The 25,756-nt window shown below is 44.5% G+C and carries 18 protein-coding genes; 14 read left to right on the top strand and 4 right to left on the bottom strand.

All coding sequences use genetic code 11. The features are described from left to right. The first annotated feature begins 111 nt into the window (after window positions 1-111). Both QUB77_RS16555 and QUB77_RS16550 read left to right on the top strand, forming a co-directional pair. Window positions 112-411 (top strand): putative quinol monooxygenase, encoded by a 300-nt coding sequence (locus QUB77_RS16555; protein WP_333175033.1) that lies wholly within the window; start codon window positions 112-114, stop codon window positions 409-411. 114 nt (window positions 412-525) lie between these two features. Continuing rightward, window positions 526-1,332 carry an MOSC domain-containing protein gene (locus tag QUB77_RS16550; RefSeq protein WP_333175035.1) on the top strand — a complete coding sequence of 269 codons (807 nt, stop codon included), beginning with the start codon at window positions 526-528 and terminating at the stop codon, window positions 1,330-1,332. A 12-nt stretch (window positions 1,333-1,344) separates the two neighbouring features. On the opposite strand, the gene QUB77_RS16545 is transcribed toward QUB77_RS16550, so the two are convergent. The 3 genes from QUB77_RS16545 to QUB77_RS16535 all read right to left on the bottom strand — a co-directional run bounded on the left by QUB77_RS16545 (window position 1,345) and on the right by QUB77_RS16535 (window position 4,958). Beyond that, window positions 1,345-2,172, bottom strand: a complete 828-nt coding sequence (locus QUB77_RS16545) for a Uma2 family endonuclease (protein ID WP_333175037.1) — start codon at window positions 2,170-2,172, stop codon at window positions 1,345-1,347. A gap of 40 nt (window positions 2,173-2,212) precedes the next feature. Further along, window positions 2,213-3,082, bottom strand: coding sequence for a calcium-binding protein (locus QUB77_RS16540; RefSeq protein WP_333175039.1), 870 nt, complete (start codon window positions 3,080-3,082; stop codon window positions 2,213-2,215). Window positions 3,083-3,284: 202 nt separating this feature from the next. Then, the gene (locus tag QUB77_RS16535) at window positions 3,285-4,958 is read right to left on the bottom strand and encodes a methyltransferase domain-containing protein (RefSeq protein ID WP_333175041.1); all 1,674 of its coding nucleotides are present in this window, start codon (window positions 4,956-4,958) and stop codon (window positions 3,285-3,287) included. 352 nt (window positions 4,959-5,310) lie between these two features. On the opposite strand from QUB77_RS16535, the gene QUB77_RS16530 reads away from it, so the two are divergent. From QUB77_RS16530 to QUB77_RS16495, 8 genes are all read left to right on the top strand, one after another. After that, window positions 5,311-9,111 (top strand): glycosyltransferase, encoded by a 3,801-nt coding sequence (locus QUB77_RS16530; protein ID WP_333175043.1) that lies wholly within the window; start codon window positions 5,311-5,313, stop codon window positions 9,109-9,111. A gap of 295 nt (window positions 9,112-9,406) precedes the next feature. After that, the gene (locus QUB77_RS16525; RefSeq protein ID WP_333077408.1) at window positions 9,407-10,156 is read left to right on the top strand and encodes a peptidylprolyl isomerase; all 750 of its coding nucleotides are present in this window, start codon (window positions 9,407-9,409) and stop codon (window positions 10,154-10,156) included. Window positions 10,157-10,276: 120 nt separating this feature from the next. Continuing rightward, complete coding sequence (locus QUB77_RS16520) at window positions 10,277-13,291, top strand: peptidase domain-containing ABC transporter (protein WP_333175045.1); 3,015 nt, start codon at window positions 10,277-10,279, stop codon at window positions 13,289-13,291. Between the two features lie 51 nt (window positions 13,292-13,342). Beyond that, complete coding sequence (locus QUB77_RS16515; RefSeq protein WP_333323288.1) at window positions 13,343-15,349, top strand: chromosome partitioning protein ParA; 2,007 nt, start codon at window positions 13,343-13,345, stop codon at window positions 15,347-15,349. A gap of 225 nt (window positions 15,350-15,574) precedes the next feature. Continuing rightward, the gene (locus QUB77_RS16510) at window positions 15,575-17,290 is read left to right on the top strand and encodes a hypothetical protein (RefSeq protein ID WP_333175049.1); all 1,716 of its coding nucleotides are present in this window, start codon (window positions 15,575-15,577) and stop codon (window positions 17,288-17,290) included. Window positions 17,291-17,293: 3 nt separating this feature from the next. After that, window positions 17,294-18,094: a glycosyltransferase family 2 protein gene (locus QUB77_RS16505; RefSeq protein ID WP_333175051.1), complete on the top strand. Its 801-nt coding sequence runs from the start codon at window positions 17,294-17,296 to the stop codon at window positions 18,092-18,094. A gap of 275 nt (window positions 18,095-18,369) precedes the next feature. Further along, window positions 18,370-19,026, top strand: coding sequence for a Uma2 family endonuclease (locus tag QUB77_RS16500; RefSeq protein ID WP_333175054.1), 657 nt, complete (start codon window positions 18,370-18,372; stop codon window positions 19,024-19,026). A gap of 226 nt (window positions 19,027-19,252) precedes the next feature. After that, window positions 19,253-20,317: an NAD-dependent epimerase/dehydratase family protein gene (locus QUB77_RS16495; RefSeq protein WP_333175057.1), complete on the top strand. Its 1,065-nt coding sequence runs from the start codon at window positions 19,253-19,255 to the stop codon at window positions 20,315-20,317. Between the two features lie 84 nt (window positions 20,318-20,401). Here the strand turns inward: QUB77_RS16495 and QUB77_RS16490 are convergent, their stop codons facing one another. Beyond that, entirely contained in the window at window positions 20,402-21,091 is a 690-nt protein-coding gene (locus tag QUB77_RS16490) for a methyltransferase domain-containing protein (RefSeq protein WP_333175060.1), read from the bottom strand. A gap of 50 nt (window positions 21,092-21,141) precedes the next feature. Between QUB77_RS16490 and rfbC the strand changes: the two genes are divergently transcribed. The 4 genes from rfbC to QUB77_RS16470 all read left to right on the top strand — a co-directional run bounded on the left by rfbC (window position 21,142) and on the right by QUB77_RS16470 (window position 25,685). Further along, window positions 21,142-21,687 carry a dTDP-4-dehydrorhamnose 3,5-epimerase gene (rfbC, locus tag QUB77_RS16485; protein WP_333175063.1) on the top strand — a complete coding sequence of 182 codons (546 nt, stop codon included), beginning with the start codon at window positions 21,142-21,144 and terminating at the stop codon, window positions 21,685-21,687. A gap of 2 nt (window positions 21,688-21,689) precedes the next feature. Beyond that, window positions 21,690-22,568: a dTDP-4-dehydrorhamnose reductase gene (gene rfbD, locus QUB77_RS16480; RefSeq protein WP_333175065.1), complete on the top strand. Its 879-nt coding sequence runs from the start codon at window positions 21,690-21,692 to the stop codon at window positions 22,566-22,568. Between the two features lie 228 nt (window positions 22,569-22,796). Further along, window positions 22,797-24,617, top strand: coding sequence for a hypothetical protein (locus QUB77_RS16475; RefSeq protein ID WP_333175067.1), 1,821 nt, complete (start codon window positions 22,797-22,799; stop codon window positions 24,615-24,617). 93 nt (window positions 24,618-24,710) lie between these two features. Beyond that, window positions 24,711-25,685: a glycosyltransferase family 2 protein gene (locus tag QUB77_RS16470; protein WP_333175069.1), complete on the top strand. Its 975-nt coding sequence runs from the start codon at window positions 24,711-24,713 to the stop codon at window positions 25,683-25,685. Window positions 25,686-25,756: the final 71 nt, after the last annotated feature.

Genomic DNA, 25,756 nt, shown 5'->3' with positions numbered 1-25,756 from the left:
TCGATTGACCGATCGACCTCTTTAGGTTATTTTAAGTAAAACCGTGTGTTGCTGAGTTTGCCAAATAAAAATCAGTAAATTCGATCGTCCTATCTGTGACTTTTTTGTCCTATGTCCAAACCAACCTTGCGAGTAGTTGCCCGCCTCGCTGCCTTTCCTGACAAAGTAGCAGAACTTAAATCTCTGCTGCTGAGTATTATGGAACCCACTCGCCAAGAAAAAGGCTGCATCAAATACGAACTCCTGCAAAATCAAGCCGATCCCACAGATTTTACCTTCGTTGAAGAGTGGGAAAGTGCAGATTTGCTCGAACTACACCTCGGTTCAACTCACATTCAAGACGCCGTGCAGAAATTAGACGGTTTGGCCGTTGGGCCTCCAGATATCCGTCGCTATGAATTGCTAGCTTAATCCGGTTTGTAGAGCAATTTTATTAATGTTTATAAAATAGCTTCGCCCCCCTAGCCCCCCTTACTAAGGGGGGAACAAGAGTTCAGTTTAAATTGAAGGACAGCTAAAAAAAATATGACAGTAGCAACAATAAAACAGTTATTTATTTATCCAATTAAAGGGCTGACGCCGCAAGAAATGTCGGAGTTTGCTTTAACAGCAGGACACGGGATTAAGGGCGATCGAGCTTTTGCCTTAATGTTTGCAGATAATCTTGAAGCTGCACAGATGCCCGCCCAAAATGTCCCTTGGATGAGCAAGAAACATTTTGCAGTTCAAAATGATTGGCCTCTGTTAGCAGCTTTAGAATGTCATTATCAACCGGAAACGACGGTTTTAACAGTCCAGCGTCAAGGAGTTGAAGTGTTATCCGCAGAAACTAACACAGCAGCGGGGCGCGATCGCATCGGCACTTTTTTCACAGAATATCTGGCGGCAATTGAACCCACAAAAGAAGCGAGACACCCGCAGTTTGCACCTTTGCAGTTAGTCGGCGACACCAGCGGCGAAACTCGCTATCCCGATCGAGAACCCGTACACATTTCTTTACTCAGTCAAGCCACATTAGACCAATTAACAGAAATCGCTGTTCAAAACATTGACGTGGGCCGATTTCGCCCGAACATTGTGCTAGAAGGTATGGCAGCTTGGTCAGAATTTGAGTTGATCGGAAAACAGTTTCAATTAGGCACGGCGCGTATAGAAGTTACAGCACGAATCGGCCGCTGTGTCAATATAGAAGTGAATCCCGAAACAGGCGATCGGGATATTTCCCTACTCAGTTTACTCCAAAAAGAATTCGGTCACGCACAAACTGGAGTTTTAGCCAAAATTATCAATAGTGGCACAGTTAAAATCGGCGATGTTTTGACTTCTTATTAATAAAAACCAACATTAAGATTGTGAATTCTGCCTAACTTCCTCTACTGATAAACCGAGTGCTTCTGCCACTTGCTCTGCATTCAATCCCATTGCCAACAACCGAGGGATGGCATCCCGCCGCGCTTGGGCTTCTGCACTCAAAGCCTGCTCTGCTAAGGAAGCTCGTTCTGTACCAGTCAGCAGCAAATTACCCTCGCTATCCCACCACCGCAGCCACAGCATTGTCTGGTTTTGATAACTGCCTTCCCACAGTCCTAATTCTACGCCCATTGGCGCGATCGGATAATGACCGCGATCGTTCGGAAGCAACTGCTGGTAAAACCCATTGTTCAGGCTGTAAACCTCCAGCCTGCCACTATTGATCTCATAAATGCCATAAAACGGAATCCGCATGATCCGCTCATATACCCAAAACTTCCCAGGCCTTTGCGCCGCTCCAACTTCCGAGTACGATAGTGGGGTTGTGTCCCGCTCTTCTGAACCATCTCCTGATGCGAACTCCAAAGCAATCATCGGAGCCATGAATTCCCGCCACAGCACGTAAGAGCGACGAATCTGATTTCCTAGTGTTGGTGGCACATTCGGCACGTAGAACCAGTCTGGAGCTTCTGCTCCCTTTTCAAGCGGGTCAGTTTCTCGCCAGTAGATGCCGCAGTCTTGCCCTATAGCATATTGCCCATCGGGATGAAGCCCTTGCAATAGCGACCCGATAGAATCAGTCAAAATAATGCTCTGGGGATGCTCCTGAAAATTCTTGACGAAAGTGCCGTCTTCCTCTGGCAGTTGAGTGTGGTCGGGGAAAGGAGAGGGAAGGACAATCTTTTCGGTTGCCTGGGTCATGCTACCTCTCAAGTATTGCAGCTTACCTAAATATCTTAACTCATCCTGCTTCCGGCACCCTCACCTTATTACCAATCAAATTCAGAAAACTCGTGCCAAAATGTTGAATCTCCAAAAAGTTAGCATAAGCAGGAGTTGATTTGTAAACTCTAAAAGTCCGCATAATTCCTAAAGTCGCGGCACTTTCTAGCGGGCCGATAAAGCTAGTATCTCTGTCCAAAAAATGAGACTGCTTAGCCCAGTGTGCCATCTGTTCCGCATTCAAAAAATAGCAGCCGGAATGAGGATTTAACGCCCGCTCAAAAGCGACTGTTTGTTCCATGATTTTTCCCATTAACTGCCGCTGCTCCTCTACATTTTGAAACGAAGAAGTCGCTGAGTCGGCTAAATCACCATCAACATATGCTTTAAAAACAGCGCCTTTAGGCGCTATTTCGTAGCGATTAGGTTGCAGCAAATTCCCATTTCCTCCGTGATGCGTAAACCACTTTAATTTACTAAAAAACCACGGATCATGCAGAACTAAATCATCTTCCAAATAACAGAAATAATCGTATTTGTTAAGACACGCTCGCAAAACTGCTTGACACTCAAACCCCAACAGCAGCGGCTCGCATTTGGTAGGGTGGTGCATAAAACATCTGGGCTGCACTGGCAGTTGAGGCAACAGATGATAACCTTGAGTAGTGCAAACAACAATGTCAATTTCGTGCTGTTGAGATTGATTTGCTGGGATAGTTGCACATTCGCTAATGTCAATCATGGACTGAGATTGGCCGTACAAAGCTTGCAGCGATGTCACGCAAGCTGTTAAAGCATTTAGTCGCGGTTGCGGATCATTTCGCTGGGAAGCGTGTTTCCCGTCGCCACTGGGATTGTAAAAGTGAGCAATAGTGAAGAGAATTCGCATTGGTGTGGATTCAGTTGACAGTTGACAGTTGACAGCGACCTCTACCTGGAAGGAAGAGGATTGGAGTAATGAATAGTCTTCTTTTAATTTCTCCCTACAAGGGTTCCGGCTTTAAACCAATTCTTTCTGGTAAGAATTAAAATTTAAACAATACAACCATAAAACAGAACGATCGCACAATAGCCTATAAATCTTACCGCACTTAGTCACCAAATAACTCCGGCAGGCGATCGCGCAACTCAGTATTTAAACGTGGCAACTCGTCCCGCATCTGTAAGTACCAATCTCGCCGCTGCCGATAGTGACCGCACAGCAAGCGGTTGTCGCGCACCCATTCGTAAGCATTCGCGGCTATTTCCCGGCGCCGAGAAGTGTCAGAAATCAGCGAATTTAGTTTGGTTTCAAATTCTTTTTCATATCTATAAATCAATCCTGTTTCACCTTCGACAATCGAATGTTCGTACACAGTGGGACTTGCCAGCACCGCTACTCCCCGCGCTGCACATTCAATAAATTTTAAGTCGGATTTCGTTTCGTTAACCGGGTTGGAAACAAGCGGTAGCAAAGCTATATCGCAACTGTACATGATTTCTTGATACCTTTCGTAACTGCAAAATGGTTCAAATTCTTTTTGCTGTATTTTCAATGATTCAAAAAATTTTCTGTCGTGGATTACTTTAACTCGAATCCGGTGCTTGTGCGCGACTAAAACTCGATTGAGTGCTGCCATAATCGGCTGCCAATCTTTTTCGCGGTTGAGTGCACCAAAAAAGATTGTGACTCTATCTTCTGCGGGATAAACTCGCGGCGGAGGTAGATAAGCTAATTGATTGGGAAATACGGCAACATTTGGATTGTATTGGCGCAAAATTTTTGCTAGCGGTTCTGTAGAAGTTTGCACGCAGTGACAGCCGCGATAGCTGAGGTAATTATTGTCTGCGTATTCGCGGCGGCGGATGGGATTGTCGTCAATTTCAGCTACTATTAAATAGCCTTGTTGCAACAGTTCTTTGAGTTGGGGAATGTAGGCGGGATATTGCATAATTGTCCGCTGCCAAATGAAGACTTTTTCTTCTTCCGGTAGGGGGGGAATTAATCCTGCTGTTTTCACGGCGGATACGGTGCGGACACCGGGAATTGTGGCGCTAAATTTGTCCGGTTCCAAAACTCGCACACGATCGCACCCTGTAGGAGCCATAATGATAGTCTGAATCAGGAGTCTGCGTGCAGGTACGGTCGATTTGGTCGATCGCACGATATAATGTTCAGCACCAGTTTCCGTAGCAAAACTGCTCGATGTGAGCTCTAAAGCCTTTACCATTGGATGCAGTAATTCCTGAAAGTGGACAAAATTTTCGGTTTTGTGTCCCTTCCCTTGAAATTCGTAAACCTGCAATCCGGCTTGAGCAAATAGTGATTTAATACTTTCTAGGGTAAACCAGTGCTGCATCTTGCTGTCGGGATTCTCCCACTGTCCCCGCAGCAGATTGACAATTCGCCGCCAGTATTGAACATTAGGGATTCTGGCGAGAATTTGCCCCTCTGGATTCAGCAAACCACTGTACTGCTTGAGCACTTCCCAAGGGTTTTTGAGATAGGGTAGCAAGTCGCCGAAAATTAAGCAATCGACGGTTCCTGGAGCGATGTCGAGACTTTCGAGGGCAATTTCTTCAATATCGGCTACCGTCACCCAGTTTAGCCGATCGACGGCAATTTTAGCTTTTTCTCGATCGCATTCAATGCCAATATACTGACAATGGGGATTGATCAGTTTGTACTGTTCGCCCGTCGCACCCGTACCGCAGCCAATTTCAACAATGACTTTAGCATCCGGCGGTAGCAGCTTCAAGAAGTCGTGGTTGGCGCGATCGATCACTTTGTCTAAAATTCCTGATTAGTTTATCGTAAAATAAAACAGAGCAACCCATGCCGACAGACAACCAGCCGAAGGTTAGCATTGCGATGCCAGTATACAATGGCGATCGCTATCTTTGTCAAGCGCTAAAATCCCAGTTGCGAACTTTTTTTATTTTCTCTTCTCTTGGTCTGCGTTAAGAGCGTTTCCTTTAAATCTTATTCACAAATCCTCCAGGATTGCTATATGTTAGCAAATATTCGGCAAAATTATAATCTTTTCTCTCGCCTACCTTTTTGAGCACAATTGAGCTGATTAATTTTGCTTTTTGTCAAAAAAACTACACTACACTGTGCTAAATACATTAGAAACTATGAACCCTATTCGAGGAATGAACATCGCCGGCTACATCAACGGCGAATTTGGCATAGGAGAAGGTGTCAGAGCAAATATTAGGGCTGCAGAAGCCGCCGGGATTCCCTTCGCCATAAACAATTTTACCCGCAGTCCCCACCGCAAGAAAGACACCACATATCAAAATTTTAGCCAAGATAATCCCTATCCCGTAAACTTAATTCAAGTCAACGCAGATGAAGTTGCAACCTTTATCAAACATATAGGTTCCAGTTATTTTGACAAAAAATACAACATCGGCTTTTGGGCCTGGGAACTTCCCGCCTTTCCCCCGGAATGGCAGCCCGCATTTAATCACTTTCACGAAATATGGACTTACAGCAACTATTGCGCCGAAGCAATTGCCGCAGTAGCGCCAATTCCCGTTATCAAAATCATGCCTAGTATTGCTCTACCCCCACCTTCCCTGAACAGAGAAGCACTGAATTTACCGAAAAATAAATTTATTTTCTTGTTTGTCTTCGACTTTTCTAGCCGCATCGAGCGCAAAAATACTTTAACGACAATTCAAGCATTTAAGCAAGCTTTTGGTGAAGATAACAGCGTATTATTGGTCATCAAATCTTCTAATTCTCACAAATTTTCAGCAGCGCAAGCCTCCTTAAACTCAGCCATAGCAAATAATTCAAATATCAAACATCTAGACGGATATTTGTCCAAAAATAAACTTAACGGCTTGCTCTATAATTGCGACTGTTATGTATCGCTGCACCGCTGCGAAGGATTCGGCTTAACAATGGCTGAAGCCATGTTTTACGGCAAACCCGTAATTGCCACCGGCTATTCATCAAATACAGAATTTATGAATGTCGGAAATAGCTATTTAGTCAAGTATAAGTTAATCCCAATTGAGAAAGATTTCGGCCCTTACAAAAAAGGCAATATTTGGGCCCAAGCGGATGTCGAACACGCTGCTGATTTAATGCGGTACGTCTTTAACAATTACCGGGAAGCTCAGCAAGTTGGAGCGATAGCTGCTGATGATATTAAGACATTACTGAATCCGCTAACTGTCGGGGGAAAAATTCAAAACCGTCTCGAATATATTGCCGAAATTACAGATAATTTCAAAAGCTTGGAGCGTGGAATACGGAAAAAGTCCTCTCAGGGGGCGACAGTAAAAAATTCACAACCTTTAGTTAGTATTTGTATTCCGACATACAACGGAGCGGCATTTATTGGCGAAGCGATTCAAAGTGCTTTGGCCCAAACATACCCTAACATAGAACTGATTATATCCGACGACGGCTCCACAGACGCAACAGTTGCGATCGCCCAATCATTCCAATCGCAAACCTCACTCGATTTCCGCATCGTACTGCACCGCAACTACGGCTTATCACAAAACTGGAACTTTTGCATATCCCAAGCAAAAGGTCAATACATTAAATTTCTGTTTCAAGATGACTTGCTCGCGCCAGAATGTATTGATAAAATGGTCGCACTCGCCCAACAACACCCAGAAATAGGTATGGTTTTCTCCCCGCGTGGCATTACCATAGCTGACAATGAATCTAACCCTATTTTGCGCGGAGCTTCCCAATCAATTAAAGATTTGCATAAAAGTTGGTCGAATTTAAAATCTATTCAGCCCGGAAAAGAATTACTGGCAGATACTAACTGCTTGAGCAACCCCATAAACAAAATTGGCGAACCCAGTACCGTCTTAATTGCCGCCAGAGTTTTTGAAGAAATAGGATTATTTGATTCTGGATTATCTCAGTATGTAGACTTAGATATGTGGTGGCGAATCATGGGCAACTATCATATCGGATTTGTAGACGAAAAACTGTCGTCACTGCGGATTCATCCCGAACAACAAACTTGGAAAAACTTCGCGGCTGGGGAAAATCATAAAGATGTAGTCAGATTTTACAAAAAACTACTAAATAGTCCTGATTACAGTTTCCTGGATCAACAAATCCAACATAAAATCCGCCAAAAGTTGGCATTGAGAACCCAGCCGAGTTTATCGGAAGTGTCAGCAATGCTTGAGCAATACAATAAATTTCCCTCAAAACAGCCTCTTCTCGTGCTGCGCCAATACCGCCAACAGCTAGCTGAATATTGGCTGAATTTGCCAGCTAAAAAAATAGAAAGTGCTTACTTGAAAAACATGGGAAAAGCTCATAAATTGCTACTAGAGAGCAGGCTCAAAAATGAAAGTTTAACCGACTCAGAACAAAGTTTGATCCAGCAGTTATCCTCGAAACTTGCTGAAGGAGGGGAAATTGCCGAGAAGATTCAATATCTCCTCGCAGCGATGCTGTACCGCGACGCTTATCAGTTGCCGCTTGAGTATAACAATGCAGCGATTCCCCAGTGGTTTTTTGAGGACTTTTTGAAATTTATATTTCAGTCTCCCGGTTATTTTAAACAAAACTGGGAAGTAGAAAGGTACTCTGAATATTTCCAGCAGTTAATCAAGTACGTCGCTGCTAATATCGCCAGTTTTCCCGATTCCGAAGTTTGGCGTTATTTGGCGGCTTTTATTGCGAAAAATGTTAGTTTCAAAACTTTGTATTTGAGCGAGGTCAATCTGCTCAATATATTGAGTCGGCGAGCTGATATTCTGGAATTTAATTTAAAAAATATCGGCTCTCAAATAGAATGGAATTTTCCTCAGAGAGAACCGGAAAGAACTAAAATCCGAGTTGGATTTTTGCTTGATAAAATTAGTGAGGAATCTGAGACTCGTGCTGCAATTCCGAGTTTTGAATATTTAGACAGAAGCAAATTTGAAATTATTGTCTACTATTTCCAGGTACAAGACGAACGACTGGAGAAATACTGCGAAAGTTGCGCCGACAAACTGGTGCAACTGTCAGAAGATTTGCCCAATCAAGTCCGAGAAATGCGATCGCACGATTTAGATATTCTGCTAATCTGCACCAATACTACCAATACTTCTCAACCAAGCGCGCTGCTGTGCCTGCACCGACTAGCCCGGGTGCAAATAGCTACCGGTGCATCAACCCCCGCCACCACGGGCGCCCGAAATATCGATTATTTCATTGCCGGAGATTTGACATTGCCCGCAGGTGCAGCAGCAGAGTATCGCGAAAAATTAATTTCTTTAGAAGGATCGGGAGTTTGTTTAAGCTATAGTGTAGGATCGGCACCAGGCAGGGTTGAACCGACTCGCAGCAGTTGGGGAGCCACTGAGGAATCTGTGGTGTTCATGTCCGGCACTCAAGCTTTTACAATTATCCCAGAATTGAGAGAAACTTGGGCAAAAATTATTGCGGCGGTACCAAATTCTATTTTAGTTTTGTATCCCTTTCGTTCCCGCAATGAAAACTATCCGACAGTGCCTTTTTACAACCAAATTCGATCGCTCTTTGCCGAATTTGGGGTTGAAAAAAAGCGCTTAGTTGTGATTAAAGCGCTGCCATCTCGCGCAGATTACATAAAATGTCTGGAATTGGCTGATATATATTTAGACTCCTATCCATACAGCAGTGCCTGCTATGCGGCAGAAGCGCTGCTGGTGGGGTTGCCTGTAGTGGTAAGAAAAGGGCAAACAACTCGATCGCGACAATCAGCCGCAGTGCTCGAAGAACTGCTAATTCCGGAACTGGTAGCAAACAGCGAGAACTCTTATTTAGAGCTCAGCACAGCACTGGGAACCAACCCAGAACTGCGGCGGCACTACCGCGATCGAATCCAGCAAAAAATGGCGGCAAACCCGAAATATCTCGACAGTCGCGCTTGCTCGACTCAACTGGGAACACTCTTTGAAAGACTATTCCGAGGGTGAAGGAAGAAGGAAGTTCAGCAACTAAGCAGTGTACGGGATTTAACGGATGGATGTTGAGAGAAAAAGGAAGATGGCAGAAGTAAAGATTTTCCCACTCTCCCACTCTCGCATCCCGTTACCATTATGAGAGCTGCGGGGAACCCCTCGCTAGGCAGAGCGTCAAGAAATAGACAGCAATAGCGCTAGCCCACTGACGGTCTGCTATCATCGGGGAATTGAGGGGTTAGTGGTTGTCGCTCTTTTCCTGCCACAGCTAAATTAAAAGGGGAAGCGCAAGTCAGTTGGAGATAAAAAAATGACAGGACTTTTTCAAATAGGCGATAAATTACTGCAAGCTCAGGATATGCCATCACTCCTGAAGCGGTACCAGTTAATGCCGCAATTCTTGCGCGGTGTAATAGTAGACCAAGCGATCGCATCCTTTAGTTGCAGCGACGAAGAACGCAAATCCGCCGTCGAGAACTTTCTGGCACAACACCAACTGACAGCCCCCGAAGCCAAAGAAGCTTGGCTGCGCGGCCAAAACATGACGGAAGAAGAACTTCAAGAGATGGCCGTCAGACCATTGCTGATCGAAAAATTTAAGCAAGCCACTTGGAGACCTAAAGTAGATAATTATTTTTTAACCCGCAAAGCCAGCCTAGACCATGTAGTCTATTCCCTGGTACGCACCAAAAATCCTGCACTAGCAAACGAACTTTACTTTCGCATCCTCGAAGGGGAACAAACCTTTGCTGAAGTGGCCCGCGACTATTCCGAAGGGCCAGAGTCCAAGTCAGGCGGCTTGTTGGGCCCCGTACCCCTCTCGCAGCCCCACCCGGCAATCAGCAAACTTTTGTCCGTCAGCCAGCCAAATCAACTCTGGACGCCGCGTCCTCTGGCAGAATGGATGGTAATTATTCGACTAGAAAAGTTCATGCCGGCCCAGCTCGATGAATCGATGCGGCTGCACTTGATTAACGAACTCTTTGAAAGCTGGCTCACCGAACAGATCTCCCAAATAGGCCCGCTACAGCCCCTCTCCTCCGTGTCTTCAATTTCATGACAATCAAGCAATTGGGTCAGGGGCCCCCGGATTTATCCGTGGAGACTTTAAAAAGTCTAGCATCCTGACAAAAACCCCCTGGATTCAATCTAAAATCTAAAATCTAAAATCTAAAATTGGATGACTTCTTCCGCTGTTTCCCTCTCCCAAATTCAGGATTTCCTAGCTCAAACACCTCCCTTTGACCGAATGTCAGAGACGGCTCTGACAGCCTTGGTGGCTAAATGCCAACTCCTTGGCTACCGGACGGGGCAACCCCTGTTTGAACGGGAAAAAATGCCGACTCAGGTGGCAATTATCTATCAAGGCCAGGCCCGGCTGCTGGGCTTTGACCAGCGCTCGCAGCGCCACGTAAGTTTGCGCTTGGTACAGTCGAAGGAAATCCTGGGCTGGGCTGGCTTGCTCAGGGGAGTTCCCTGCGAAACGGCGATCGCCTCTACAGATGTGATCGCGATCGTCCTACCTGCGGAAGATTTCCTGAGCGTAGTGGAAAAACAGCCGACATTTGGAGAAGCCTTTCGCGAACACTGTTCCTTGAGCGAAGTATTTGAACTGTTGAGCCTGGAATTGCAGCGCCAAGCGGACGGCACTTCCAATCTCAAGGAACTCACCCTGCAAGCTTGGCAAGATGCGACAGTTGTCAACGTACCAAACGGCAACAAAAAAACTCAAGACCTCGCCAAAGAGCTAGATGCCGATCGAGTTTGGCTCGTCAGCAGCGGCGTCTTGGGCGACTTTCCCACCGGCAGCCGTTTCTCTGTGGAAAACGCCGCCAAATCCTTAAAAGTAGAAGGCCGCCTCGGCGCCCGCTTGGTAGGCTTCCGGGAACCCTCAGCATCACCACCTGAGCTAGAATATCCCCCTATTGGCGGGACAGACACAGGAACAGGAGGCTCAGGGAAAAAACCACCCATCACTTTTGACGATGTACCCATCGCTCCCGATCGTCCCCCAGAACGCGCAACCGACCAACCCAAGGATGCGGGGAGATATCCAGTTTTCCGCGCCAAAGGGCAGATTGACGCTCCGCTAGCTTGCTTCCAGATGTTGAGCAAGTATTTCGGCCTCAAATTTCGTCGAGATATCATCCGCAAAGTTCTAGAAAATCAGTTAAAAACCGCTGGTTCCATCAGTATGCAAGCCTGCGGGGCGATCGCCCAAAGCATCGGCCTCACGCCCCAATTGGCGCAAGTGCCAGCAGAAGCCATCAACCGCATCAAAGCCCCCGTAATGATTAAATGGGAAGACAGCTTCGCCATTATTTACAGCATTACCGAGCAAGAATTGGTGCTGGCCACGCCCGAAAAAGGGTTGATGCGGAAGCGGATACCTCAGTTCAAAGAAATATGGGGCGAACAGGGAGAAGTCCTGCTGCTGCAAGCTCCGCAAGTCGAACAAAAAGAGCAGTTCAGCTTCTGGTGGTTTGTGCCGGCTCTCATGGAACACAAGACAGTGTTTTTTGAGGTGTTGCTCGCTTCGTTTTTTGTACAGTTATTTGGTCTTGCCAACCCATTAATCAGCCAAATAATTATTGATAAAGTATTAGGTCAGCGCAGCATTGACACATTGGATATTTTGGGGGCGTTTCTGTTAGGTGTTGCCCTGTTTGAAGGACTGCTCAACGGTTTGCGTACCTTTTTGTTTATAGATACCTCAAACCGCATTGATGTCAAATTGAGTGCGGAGGTAATCGACCACTTGCTCCGGCTACCCCAAAATTACTTTGACAATCGGCGGGTGGGAGATTTGGTCTACAAATTCAGCATGATGGGCCAGATTCGGGAATTCATGACGAGTACAGCTCTGACAGTGGTTCTCGATGCGGTATTTTCGGTGGTTTACGTCGCCGTTATGCTCTCCTACAGCGTGCAGCTAACGTTTGTATCTTTGGCAGTGGTACCGATACTGGGGCTGATGATTATTCTAATCAATCCGCTGGTGCTGCGCCTGATCAAACAGAGAAATATGCGTTTTTCTGACTCTCAATCTTATTTAGTGGAAGTAGTCGGCGGGATTCAAACTGTTAAGGCTCAAAATATTGAATTGAAATCCCGGTGGGAGTGGTCGAGCCGCTACGCAAAATACATTACAGCCAGTTTTAAAACAATTATCACGGGGACTGCGGCGGGTACGATTAGCAGCTTTTTAAACCAGGTGGGTAACTTAGCTCAGTTGTGGGTGGGAGCTTATTTGGTACTGGGAAATGAGATTACTTTGGGTCAGTTGATTGCTTTCCGAATTATTTCCGGGAACGTGACTGGTTCGCTGCTGCGTTTTGTGAGCGTCTGGCAGAGTTTCCAAGAAGTCTCGATGTCGATCGATATGCTTAAGGATGTGGTGGATACGCCGACGGAAACCAGCGATGAAGACCGGAACAATATCCCGCTGCCGGCAATTCAAGGGCAGGTTACCTATGAGGAGGTTTCCTTCCGATTCCTAGAAAGCGGGGCACTGCAATTGGCTAATGTGAATTTGGAATTTCCCGCTGGCAGTTTTGTGGGAATTGTGGGGGGAAGCGGTTCCGGTAAAAGTACGGCGATGAAGCTGTTGCAGCGTCTTTATCCGCCGCTGTCGGGCCGGATTTTTATTGACGGATACGACATTTCTAAGGTGGAACTGTACTCGCTCCGCAGCCAACTTGGGGTGGTGTTGCAAGATACTTTGCTGTTTAACTGTACTGTGCAGGAAAATATTGCTCTGAGTAATCCCGATGCGAGTACGGATGAGATTGTGCGAGCTGCGAAATTAGCGGTAGCTCACGATTTTATTATGGGCTTGCCTGCTGGCTACAATACGGTGGTGGGAGAGCGGGGTGCGTCGCTTTCTGGGGGTCAAAGACAGCGTTTGGCGATCGCCCGGACGATTTTGCAAAACCCGAAACTGCTGATTTTGGACGAAGCTACAAGCGCCCTCGACTACCATTCGGAACGCCAAGTTTGCAATAACTTAGCAGAAGCTTTCGCCGGCCGCACGGTGTTTTTCATTACTCACCGCCTGACTACCATCCAAAACGCCGATGTAATTATTATGATGGATCAAGGTTCGGTAGTCGAGCGGGGAACTCATAAAGAATTAATGGCTCTTAAAGGGCGTTACTACTGCCTCTTCCAACAACAAGAGTCATCGAATACCTGATATCACCAACTCACAACTGATCGCTAACGCTTAACAACTGAGAACTAACAAATGGCTATGAAATCGTTAATACTTTCTGAGCAACCAGTCATTCTCGAAAAACCAGCGATTTGGTCGCACTTGTTTTTGTGGATGATCATGCTGATGACCACTTCGGCTGTAGTTTGGGCTTATTTTGCTAGCGTAGAGCAAGCTGTCCCCGCTGTCGGCCAATTGGAACTCAAAGATGGTGCTAGAGACATCCAAGCACCTGCTACGGGCGCTGTGGTGAGACTTCACGTTGAAAATGGCGATCGTGTGGAAAAAAACCAGCCTCTGCTCACTTTCAACCCCATTGCACCCAGTGCTGATTTAACATCGATACAGAAAACTAAAGAAGCTCTGGAAAAGGAAAATAAATTTTACGAAGATGTTGTCAGTGGCAAAATTCAAGGCCCTATTCCTTCTAACCTAGAATCAACAATCAAGGACAGACAGAGCCTCACGGCACAAAATCAAGTGCTGCAAGCTTTGATTGACGAACTGTACCTCAATCGGGGAGCTAGCGGAAATTTTGCTCCTGCCCAGCAAGGACTTTATGCTAATTACAAAGATGAATTTACGTCTCGCGTAGCCTCCGCCCAAGGGCAAGTTCAGGAGTTGGAAAAACAACTAAAGCAAGCTCAGGACGCTGAGAAAGCTGCGGGCGATCAAATGATCGTTGCACAGCAACAATTGGGTTTTGCCCAGAACCAATTAAATTATGCCCAGCAGCAGTTAAGTTCTTCGCAAGAGCAAGTAAAATCAGCTCTGGCTCAGAAAGATTTGGCCGAAGAACAGTTAGCCAAATCCCAACAAGTATTGAAGTCGAATCAAAACATTCTAGGCAGACTCGGCCCCCTAGTGGAGGAAGGAGCCATCGCTGAACTGCAAAAAGAACGTCAAGAACAAGATGTTTTCAGAGGCCAAAGCGACGTTCTCAAACAGCAAGATCAAATCAAGCAGCGCGAAGGTGAAATCAACTCTCGTAGGGGCGAAATTAACACGCGCTTGGGTGAAATCAATACACGCCGAGGCGAAATTAACGCGCGTCAAGGTGATATCCAAAAAATTAGTGCTGATATACAGCGTCAGCAAGGAGAGCAAGCACGCATTCAGGAGTCCATCAGCCGCGCCCAAGAACAGTTAAAAAATACCAAGGATTCCTGGGCGAGAGAACTTTATACCAAAATTGCTGAAAACGAGAAACAAATTGCCAGCAGCGATTCTCAGCTAAGCCGCTTCAAAGTGGAAAACCTGAAAAAGTTGTCCGAGGTAAACGCTCAGCTAGAAAAGGCCCAACAAAACCGCGACACTCAAGTGATGAAGGCTCCGGTATCGGGGGTAATCTTTGATTTGAAACCTTCTACGAAGGAGAAAGCTAAGTTGGATATGGCGAAAGATCCGATATGCCAATCCATTATTAATACGGTGCTGAAACCGGGCGAACCGCGCCCGCTGCGCTGTGAAGAAGCTTATTACGAAGCGCAGCAAACTGAAAAGCTGCTCAAGGTTTTGGATGACGACAACGGTTTGGAAGCAGTTGTTTACCTGGAAAACAGCAATGTGGCTCTGGTATTGGATGCTTTGAGACAGAAACGCGCAAAATTGGAGCCGTATCACGGCAAGCAATTAGACGGAGAAAAGATTGACTGCGAAACAGGTAAAATTTGCGTTTGTCCAGAGAAGGAAATTAACAGAGAGAAACTGGGTTTGACGAAATACCAATGTGTGCCTGTGGAAGTGAATGTAGAAGCTTTCCCGGCGATGGAGTTTGGTACTGCTGAGGGTGAAGTGATAGAGATTAGCAGCGATGCTGAGCCTCCTACTGAACTGCGGAAATACTACGCTTTCAAAACCAAAATTAAGCTCAAAAATCAGAAGTTTGTTTTGAACAAGGGCAAGGCAAATGAAGTGGAGGTTAACTTGCAGTCGGGAATGTCCGTGAGTTCTAATATCAATATCGGCAAGCGGACTGTTTTGCAGATGTTTATCAACCGATTTACAGGGAAAATGGATACGTTCAAGACTATTAAGTAATTCGGTTAACCGAATTCAACGCGAGGCTTTTAGGCTGTTCGGAAACCCGGTATCTTCAAGAAACCGGGTTTCTCTATGTTCTGTTTTCAACTTGTTTGTAGTAAGGAATGCAAGCCCCGCTATGCCCAAACTATGAGGAGTAAAGTCTTCACTACAAACTTGATAAAAATTATTTAACCGGGTTTGATATAAAATGATGATGGCAATCAGTGCGATCGCACTTTCATGAAAAAAATCATCTTATTTACTCTATATCTAATTCCTGTTGTCCTGTTAATCGGATTTGTAGCGAATTTTAGCGTTAACGTTCCCGTTGATGATGAGTGGAGGTTAGCTAGCCTTTTTGAAAAAATAGCTGCGGGAAATGTAACTTTTAACGATTTTTGGGCTTTGCACAGCAACCACCGCATACTTTTTCCCAAAATAATTATTGCTATTTTGGCTTTTGCTTCTCAATGGAATATTAATTATCAGTTGTGTCTCAGCATAGGTTTGGCTGGGATAACTTTTATCGCTATGTACAAGTTATCCTCAATGCAAGTTAAGAATGTTGGGGATGATTTGTGGCATTTAGCTAATATTTTAACTTGTATTTTGCTTTTCTCTCTAGTTCAGCACGAAAACTGGCTTTGGGGATTTCAATTAGCGTGGTTTTTAGTCAATTTATGTTTTGTAGCTGCGGTTTATGCGCTGAGTTCAAATCGCAAATTTTTGCCTAATATTAAAATCTCTATTGCTGCTTTATTCTGCTTTATTGCTAGTTTTTCCCTCGCGCAAGGCTTGCTGTCTTGGTTAGCTGCAATTCCGGCTGTGGCGGCTTTAGAAGAAAAGGCGGTAGAAAAAAGAAAAAGATTGATTCTATGGATATTGCTCTTTGCTGCAACTTGTGCTGTTTACTCAATTGATTATCATCCCAGTCGGAAAACAAGTATTATTTCATTGTTGAATAAGCCGCTGGTGGTAATTGATTACTTTTTGAGTCTGTTGGGTTCGCCAATTGTGCGAACGCCGGGACTTTCAGCATTGGTTGGATTGCTAATATTTGCAACTTTCTTATTTTTGGGATTCCACTTTGGGAGAAAGATTACCGAGCATCGTGAGGCTTTACCTTGGCTGTCAATTGGTTTTTTTTCGGTTTTATCTTCTTTGTTTATTACGGGTGGGAGGGCAGAATTTGGGGCGATTCACGCGCTCGAATCGTCGAGATATACGACTAACTCGATTTTGCTGTTAATTGCTTTGGTACAGCTAGGGCAAGTGTTTTTCCGAGGTAATTCTCAAAAAATAAAAGCTACGTTAAAGCTTAATTATAAATTTATTTATCGGATAGTTGCAGGGCTGTTAATTGGGATAATTATTGTTAACTCTCAGCAGGCGATCGCCCAAACTAGAGCGGCATTTCTTTACAAACAAGGCGCTCAAGATTGTTTGCAGTTAATCAACTATCTGGAACCATCAGATTTTTTTGATAATTCGCCGGAAAGCTGTTTGAGGGTGCTGAGCAAAAAAACTTGGCTGGTGAGAGAAGGCGCTGCAATAATCGACAAAATAGGTTGGCTCAAGTTCGCGAAAAATGTAGAGTTTATTTCTAATACGGAGAAAGTTTACGGCTATTTAGACAAACCTCAAACTAGCGATAAATCCTTGACTGTTAAGCAAAATGATGCTGTCAAGGCGGCTGGTTGGGCGGTTTGGCAAGAAAAATTGCAACAGCCGAATATTGTATTGCTATCTCTGGGCGATAAACAATCTTTTTTTGCTAACGCTTATGTAAATTTGGACAGTCCCGACATCGCTAAGAGTTTAAAATCTGAGTTATACAATAATGCAAGGTGGGCTGTTGATTTGTCGGATAATAATTTGCCGATCGCCCAAACTGAAATTAAAGCTTGGGTGTATAATCCTGTTGACAACCAGTTTGTCCAGTTGCGCGGAGGATGAGGAGTGAAAATTTCTGTGATTATACCAGCCCACAATGAGGAGGGCTGTTTGTACGGTACTGTGCGGGCGATCGCCCACACGCTCGATTTAGAAGGCATTCCGCACGAAATTTTGATTGTGAATGACAACAGTGTCGATCGAACTATTGATATTTGCCAGGAGTTGTCAGAGACTTTTGGCACAGTTAGATACATCAACAATCAACCTCCGAATGGTTTCGGATTTGCCGTGCGCCGGGGTTTGGCGGAATTTGACGGAGATGCTGCAGCAATTGTGATGGCGGATGCTTCCGACGATCCGATGGATTTGGTAGCAGGATACCGCAAATTGCAAGAAGGATATGATTGCGTTTTCGGTTCCCGCTTTATTAAAGGCGGCTTTGTGGTTGATTATCCAATTCACAAGTTAGCAATTAACCGCTTAGCAAACTGGTTTGTCAAAAGTATTTTCGGCTTGCGCTACAGCGATGTCACCAATGCTTTTAAGATTTACCGCAGAGAAGTGATTGAAGGGGTGCAACCGATTTTGAGCCACCATTTTAATTTGACAGTGGAACTGCCTTTAAAAGCAATTGTTAGGGGTTTTTCCTATACGGTGATTCCTCTGAGGTGGTACAATCGGACTGCTGGTATTTCTAAACTGAAAATAAAAGAGATGGGCAGTCGGTATTTGTTTATTGTTTTGTATGTCTGGTTGGAAAAACATCTGTCTCGCGGCGACTACCACCGAAATAAAAAGATGAATGAATTGAAATTAGATTTATTGCCAAAGTCAAGGACTGAAGTTTTGACTGCGAAGGAATGATGACTAATGATTTTAGTACGGCAGCTATTAATACTTTGATGCCGATCGGAGATAATCAGTGCGATCGGTTAATCGTCCTCCTAACTGCTATATTCTCGCGAAAAAAATTATGGATAACAACTATGCGATCTTCTCGCGGATTGCGTACAAAATCGAGTTTCCCGATTATAATAATGGTGAAGGGCATAAAAAGTAGGATAGTCAGAGATAATTTGACGAGAGAGGCGATGGGGAAGTGTGGGTTATAAGATATACCAAAGTGGGAGGATTGAGTCATGGTTTTTACAGCCCAAGAAATGGCAAGATTGATGCCAGATGCCAGTCAATTAGAAAGTGACGAACCGGAAATGGAAAGTTCCCTACATTATATTCAACTAGCATTATTAGTTGCCTGTTTGGAATGGCAATGGCGCGAGCGCCACGACTTTTTTATTGGAGCAAACCTGACGGTTTACTACAGCCAGCAACAATTGCGGAATCGGGATTTTCGCGGGCCGGATTTTTTTCTGATCGCAAACACAGAAAAACGTCCGCGTCGTTCCTGGGTAGTTTGGGAAGAAGAGGGGAGATATCCCGATCTAATTATAGAATTGTTATCTAGTTCTACCGCAAGAGTCGATCGCAACGAAAAAAAGATATTATATCAGAATCGGTTTAGAACTCCCGAATACTTTTGGTTCGATCCTGAAGATTTAGAGTTTAGCGGTTTTCGTTTAATCGGTCAAGAATATCAAGCTATCCTTGCCAATGAATTTGGTAGATTGTGGAGTGAGGTACTAGAATTATATCTGGGAATTCACGAGGGGAAATTGCGTTATTTTACCCCCGATGGTGAGTTAGTTGCTACACCAGAGGAAGCTGCACTGCAAGCACAGGAGCGGGCCAATCGATTAGCGAATCAGTTGCGGGCTTTGGGCATTGAACCAGAATAGTTGAAGACTTACGCATTTCCGACCAAAGAAACCGGGTTTTTTACCTAATCTGCGGATTGCAGCGAATAATTTTCGCAAAAAACCCGGTTTCTGGCCATCCGTGCGTCAGTCCTATAGTTGTCAAAATTCATTAAAAAGATGATTCAGTTTTAATGCCAGGTATACCTCAACACCCATTGTTCAATAATTTAATAGCAGTAATTAATCCTCTAAGAAAGTTGAGTCAATGCCTGAGATAATTTTAATTGTTGGTGGTGCGGGTTTCATCGGCAGTTGTTTGGCAATTGGCCTGAAGAAACTGCACCCGGAATGGCAAATAATTTGTTTAGATAACCTGCGTCGCCGGGGCTCGGAATTGAATCTGCCTCGGCTTAAAAGTTGCGGTATTCAGTTTGTTTACGGGGATATTCGCACAGGGGCAGATTTAGATCCAGTTGCACTAAATGCTGACTGCATTATAGATTGTGCTGCTGAGCCTTCTGTGCTGGCTGGTTTTAGTTCGCCTCAGTACGTTTTGCAGACGAATTTACTGGGCACTGTGAATGTTTTGGAGTTGGCGAGACAAACGGGTGCGAGTTTGTTGTTTTTGTCTACGAGTCGGGTTTATCCGATCGCCACTGTCAAATCTGTTAAGCTGTTAGAGTGGCCGAATAGATTTGCGATCGCCCCTGAGCAAACTTTACCCGGTATATCGGAGTTGGGCATATCAGAAGACTTACCTTTAAAAGGACACCGTTCGCTTTACGGAGCAACTAAATTAGCATCGGAATTGCTGATTGAGGAATACAGGGAAGCATACAATGTACCCGCAATTATTAACCGATGCGGGTTAATTACGGGTGCTTGGCAAATGGGTAAAGTAGATCAGGGAGTTTACGGTTTGTGGGTGGCGGCTCACTATTTTCAAAAGTCGCTGAGTTATATCGGTTTTGGTGGCAGTGGCAAGCAAGTTAGAGATTTGCTGCACGTTGAAGATTTGTTGAGGTTAGTTAATTATCAGTTAGAACATTTTGCTAAATTTGACGGCGAAGTTTTTAATGTTGGCGGCGGTTTGAGCAACAGTCTTTCTTTGGTTGAGACAACTGATTTGTGCCAAAAAATTACGGGTAAATCGATTCCCATTCATCCTGTTTTGGAGGAACGCGCGGGGGATATTCCGATTTTTATTACTGATTCTTCTAAGGTGATGGAGAAAACAGGATGGCGGCCGGTTATTGGGCCGGAAGCAGCTTTGCAGGATATTTATGATTGGATTGGTGCTAATGAGGTGGTTTTAAGTTCGATTTTGTAGACAATTTTTAACCGCAGATGCAGGGGGAGCAACGCGGATAAACGCAGATGTATCTCTCTGCGTAGATGTGACTGGGAAGGCCTGTCATGAGGATCGGCCTCTATTGTTTTTCTTTGATGCTTTAACAAACATTTGGCCTCCCAAAAACAGCCACAAAAAAGGCAATTTTAAATAAACTTTTAAAAGCCAGGGCGATGTCGGTCTGCCTTTGGTCGAAAATGGCAAAAATCTGGGTATAATTAGGTCGATTTCAAAGCCGACGGTTTGTAAAAGTTCTTGCAGCGATAAGTGGGTAATAGGTAATTGATGATCGATAAAATCGTAATACTCTTTGAAAGAATATTTAAAATTTGGTTGAACAACTAAGAGAGAACCCCCTGGTTTAAGGGCCTCAAAGCAAAATGAGATAATTTGGATCAGTTCTTCTTTATTGCGAAGATGTTCAAAAAAGTTAGAGATAAATATCCGGTCAAATTGTTCGCTAAAAGCAGGTTTATCGCCACAATTCAACACATCAATATTAAGCACCTTCACATCAGGATTTGCAAATAACTTTGAATCTGGATTGAGGTCAATCAAACATTTTTGGTCAGCTCTAATTTGATTTATAAACTCGCAGTAACCGCCGCCAATATCTAAGACCGCTGATTCGGAAGGAACATAATTTTGTAAAAATTCGTCAATTAAAACTTTCCAGAGTGCCACCTTGGCTTGCAGTTGTCGGGAATCAAATCGATTGGCGTACAATTTTTTGAGATATGTGTCAGTTTTCATAGTAAAATAGCCTAGACCGAGTATGAGTTTATCACGCGATACAGCCAACTATGAATGTTATATCTACTGAAATACCGGAAGTTCTGATCATTGAGCCGAAAATTTTTGGAGACGATCGCGGTTTCTTTTTTGAGAGTTTCAATCACAAAGCTTTTGTCGAAAAAACAGGGGTGACGGCAGCATTTGTTCAAGACAATCATTCCAAATCCTCTAAAAATGTGTTGCGCGGTTTGCACTACCAAATGCAGCAGCCTCAAGGCAAATTGCTGCGGGTAGTTGCTGGCGAAATATTTGATGTAGCGGTGGATATTAGACAAAGTTCGCCGACTTTCGGAAAGTGGGTAGGGTGTTTGCTGAGTGCAGAAAATAAACGGCAATTTTGGGTGCCGGCGGGATTTGCACACGGTTTTTTAGTGGTTTCGGAGACGGCTGAAGTTTTGTACAAAACTACAGATTATTATGCACCTGCACACGAGCGGTGTATCCTGTGGAATGACCCCGATTTGGCGATCGACTGGCCGCTAGATGGTGCCCAACCAATCTTATCAGCTAAAGACCAAGCGGGACAAACCTTCAAAGAAGCTCAAGTTTTTTAACAATGAAAATTTTACTCGCAGGCGGCAGCGGACAGCTAGCTCAAGAATTGCAGCCGATTTTATTATCTTCGGGAGAGGTAATTGCGGTCGATCGCACTCACCTCGATTTATCCCAACCCGAAAGCATCCGTCAAGCAATGGCTGAAATTCAACCGGATTTAGTCGTCAATGCGGGTGCTTACACTGCGGTAGATAAAGCAGAAAGCGAACCGGAATTAGCAAATGCAGTCAACGGCATTGCACCCGGAATTATCGCAGAAGAATGCGAAAAACTGGGAGCAAGTTTGATTCACTTTTCCACTGATTATGTATTTGACGGCAGCCACGGTTCTGCTTATCAGGAAACAGATTCTACGAACCCGCTAGGAACTTACGGCAAATCTAAATTAGCAGGCGAGGAAGCAATTCGGAAAGCGGGAAACCGACATATTATTATTAGAACCGCGTGGGTTTACGGCAACGGAGGCAAAGGCAACTTTGTCAAAACTATGCTGAGGTTGGGAAAGGAAAGAGAAGAAATTCGAGTAGTAACAGATCAGATCGGAAGTCCTACTTGGACGGGGGATTTAGCGGAGGCAATTTCGCAAATTATTCCTCTGCTTGGGCCAGAAAGTTTTGGGACTTACCAGTACACTAACAGCGGACTTTGTAGTTGGTACGATTTTGCGATCGCCATTTTTGAGGAAGCAGCACAACTCGGCCTTCCCCTAAAAGTTCAGCGCGTAATTCCTATTACCACCGCCGAATATCCGACACCCGCAAAACGTCCTGCTTTTTCGGTTCTCTCTACGGTAAAAATATCAGCACTTCTAGGCACGTATCCTCCCCACTGGCGGCAAGGGCTCAGACAAATGCTGGCTAGAGAAGTCAGTCGATTTTAGATTTTAGATTTTAGATTTTAGATTTTAGATTTACTTGCAGCATTGAATCTGGGAGTTTGAACTTTAGTCTAAAATTTAGGGATTCAGGACAATAGGACTTACCCACAGGTGGTCAGAAACCGGGTTTTTTACGAAAATCCTTCGCTGTAGCCTAGAGATTAAATAAAAAACCCGGTTTCTTTGTCGAGAGTGCGTCGCTAAACCTGCCCCATTAATTAAAAATACCCCATGTCTGAATCCATGAAAGTCAAGCAACAATATATTTTAATTGCCGCATCAGTTTTCGGCATTCTAATACCAGCGTCATATATTTGGTACTTGATATCCCAAGCGGGAGAATTGTCTAATTTTGATTATTGGTGGATGACGTGGAATTTTTATTCAGTAGACGGTTTCTCTACAAATCCTTTTAATTGGATATTTCGGGCGAACGAGCATTTTGTCTTGATTCCGGCAATTATTTATGCCTTGAATATAGTTGTCACCCAAGGTTCAAATATTGGTTTATGTTTAGTTGCCTGGTTCTTGGGTTGGATTCAGTGCCACGTATTAATTGCTCTGCTGCCGTTAAAATTGAGGCGTTTTCCGCTGCAATTTATCTCGCTACTCCTTTGCATTTCTATTTTTAATTTTACTCCGGCGGCGGCTCACAATTGGATGCGCGGATTCAGTGGCGTTCACTGGATAATTGCTAATTTATTTGTGATTTCTTCGATATTTTGTTTGCAATCCTATGTAACAGTTTTGTCAAGTAAGAGAAAGGCGGAACCTCTGGATATTCATTCCCAGGCAGATCCTGGTAACGAGTGGGTAGGGGCGGTGCCCCCGTGCCCGCCCCCACATTTACAAAATAAGTGGGTAATTGGCAGCATTGTTTTTGGCGTTTTAGGCTGTATTAGTTACAGCACTCCTTTAGCTTTGTGGCCGATATTGTGTGCTGCTGCTGTTGTGCTGCGGTTTCCTCGGCGCATAACTTATTTGTATTTCATTGCTTCGATTGCAGTGATTGGCATTTATTTTTTAACTTATAAAACTCCCTCTCATCACCCTTCTTTAACTAAAATTAACCCGCTCAAAACTCTCGAATATATTCCCACTTATCTCGGCGGTATTTTTAGCGAAAATATTATTGTTGCTTCAATTATTGGTATAATTGGTTTGATTGCAACGACGGGTTTTGTGGGTTATTGGCTATTTGTAAAAAAGGTAGATCGCCCGGATTGGCTGCCTTGGCTATCAATCCAACTTTACACGCTGCAAACGGCGTTAATGGCCGCGGTTAGTCGATCGGGATTTGGTGTCGAACAAGCCACCGCTTCCCGCTACGCCACACTCCCAGCTTTGTTTTGGATGAGCACAATTGTGCTGACAGTATTGTGGGTGCGCGAGTGGCAGTCAACACCAAGAATTCAAGGGCGTTGGCTGACACCGCTGTTTGCAGTCGCCACAGTCGCGATTATTTTAATGTACGGGGTGGGAGGCGAAACTGCAATGGCGATCGCCCACAGAGCAACCTATCAACCGTTAGTAGCATTATCACTGCAATTAGGCATCACCGACGTAACGCTAATTAAAGACCGCGTAGGCAACAAACCCGCCGCTTTTGTCGGGTTAATCGACGCCTTAAAAACTAACAACTTAGTGCCCTTTAACCGAGACATCAAAAAACACAATTTCTGTGCAGCATTAGACACAAAAATTGACCCAAATTTACTGTCAGCACCCAAAGACGGAGTACCCGGATATTTTGATACAGTAACTAAACTCGCGCCCGCCGCCTCCAGAGTAATTGGCTGGGTAGGAGACCCCGAAAACAATGTAAAATGTATTGTCATTCTCAACCAAGAAAATGTCGTTCGAGGTTTTGCCATGTCAGGATTTCCACGCCCAGATTTAGTTAAATTGTTTGGCCCTTCCTACGAATTCGCCGCTTGGAGAGGATATATTCAAACATCACCAACAGATAAATTATTGACAGCCTATGCCTCCTTTAAAAACCGCCAAGGTTGGGTCGCATTGCGAAACTCCCAAGTTATCAATAAAAACTAAAAAAACCTCTCTTTCTCCTCCTCTGTGCCCTCTGCGCCCTGTGCGGTTAATAAAAAAACCTCATTTACAACACAAATGAAATAGAATAGCCCTATGCCCAAACATCTCAGCTTCGTCATCCCAGTTCACAACGAAGAAGCCACCCTCAAATTGCTGTTTGAAAAAATCCAAATTGTCATGTCCCAAACCGGAATAGACAATTACGAAGTCATTTTCATAGATGACGGTAGCCGCGATTATTCCTGGCAAGAAATCACAGATTTAGCCAGCCAACATCCGAAACTAATTAAAGCCATTAAAATGCGCCGCAACTTTGGCAAATCCGCCGCACTTTCAGCAGGATTTCGCAATGCAGCAGGGATAATTATCTTTACTCTCGATGCTGACCTTCAGGATGATCCCGCTGAAATTCCTAAATTTTTACATCATTTAGAATCGGGATTTGATTTAGTTTCTGGTTGGCGAAAACAGCGGAACGACCCGCTTTCTAAAACTTTACCTTCCAAGCTGTTTAATGCCGTTGCGTGTTTGCTGACAGGGGTGCAAATGCACGATATGAATTGCGGTTTTAAAGCTTATCGTAGGGAAGTTTTGCAGTCGATTAAATTGTACGGCGAATTGCACCGCTACATTCCTGCTTTAGCAAACAATTTAGGGTTTAAAATTGGCGAAGTAGTTGTCGAACATCATCCGCGAAAGCACGGAAAATCCAATTACGGCTGGGAACGTTATGCGCGGGGATTTATTGATTTGTTGACGGTGTTAGCCACGACGCAATATTTGCACAAACCGGGTCATTTGTTTGGGGGTTTGGGATTGTGTTTTGGGTTGGTTGGAACTGTTTCGCTGAGTTATTTGATAGTTATTTGGTTTCTGAATTTGGCGGGGATGAATTTTGGGCCGATCGGGAATCGACCTTTGTTATTTTTTGGGATTTTGTGTACAATTCTGTCGGTGCAGTTGATTTCTTTGGGGATTTTAGCTGAGTTGATGGCGCGGAATGTGGATGATGATTATGTGGATAAGCAAATTAGCGAAATTATTGATGATTCGGGTTTTGATATTTAACCGCAGATTAAGGCGGATTAACGCTGATTAACGCAGATAAACCGGAGCTTGAAATTGCTTATAGACAAGCA

Origin of the sequence: Microcoleus sp. AT9b-C3 (genome assembly GCF_036705485.1) — a bacterium.
Taxonomy (GTDB): domain Bacteria; phylum Cyanobacteriota; class Cyanobacteriia; order Cyanobacteriales; family Microcoleaceae; genus Microcoleus.
The sequence above is the reverse complement of the archived record's forward strand: the minus strand, read 5'-3'. Positions and strand labels throughout refer to the sequence as shown.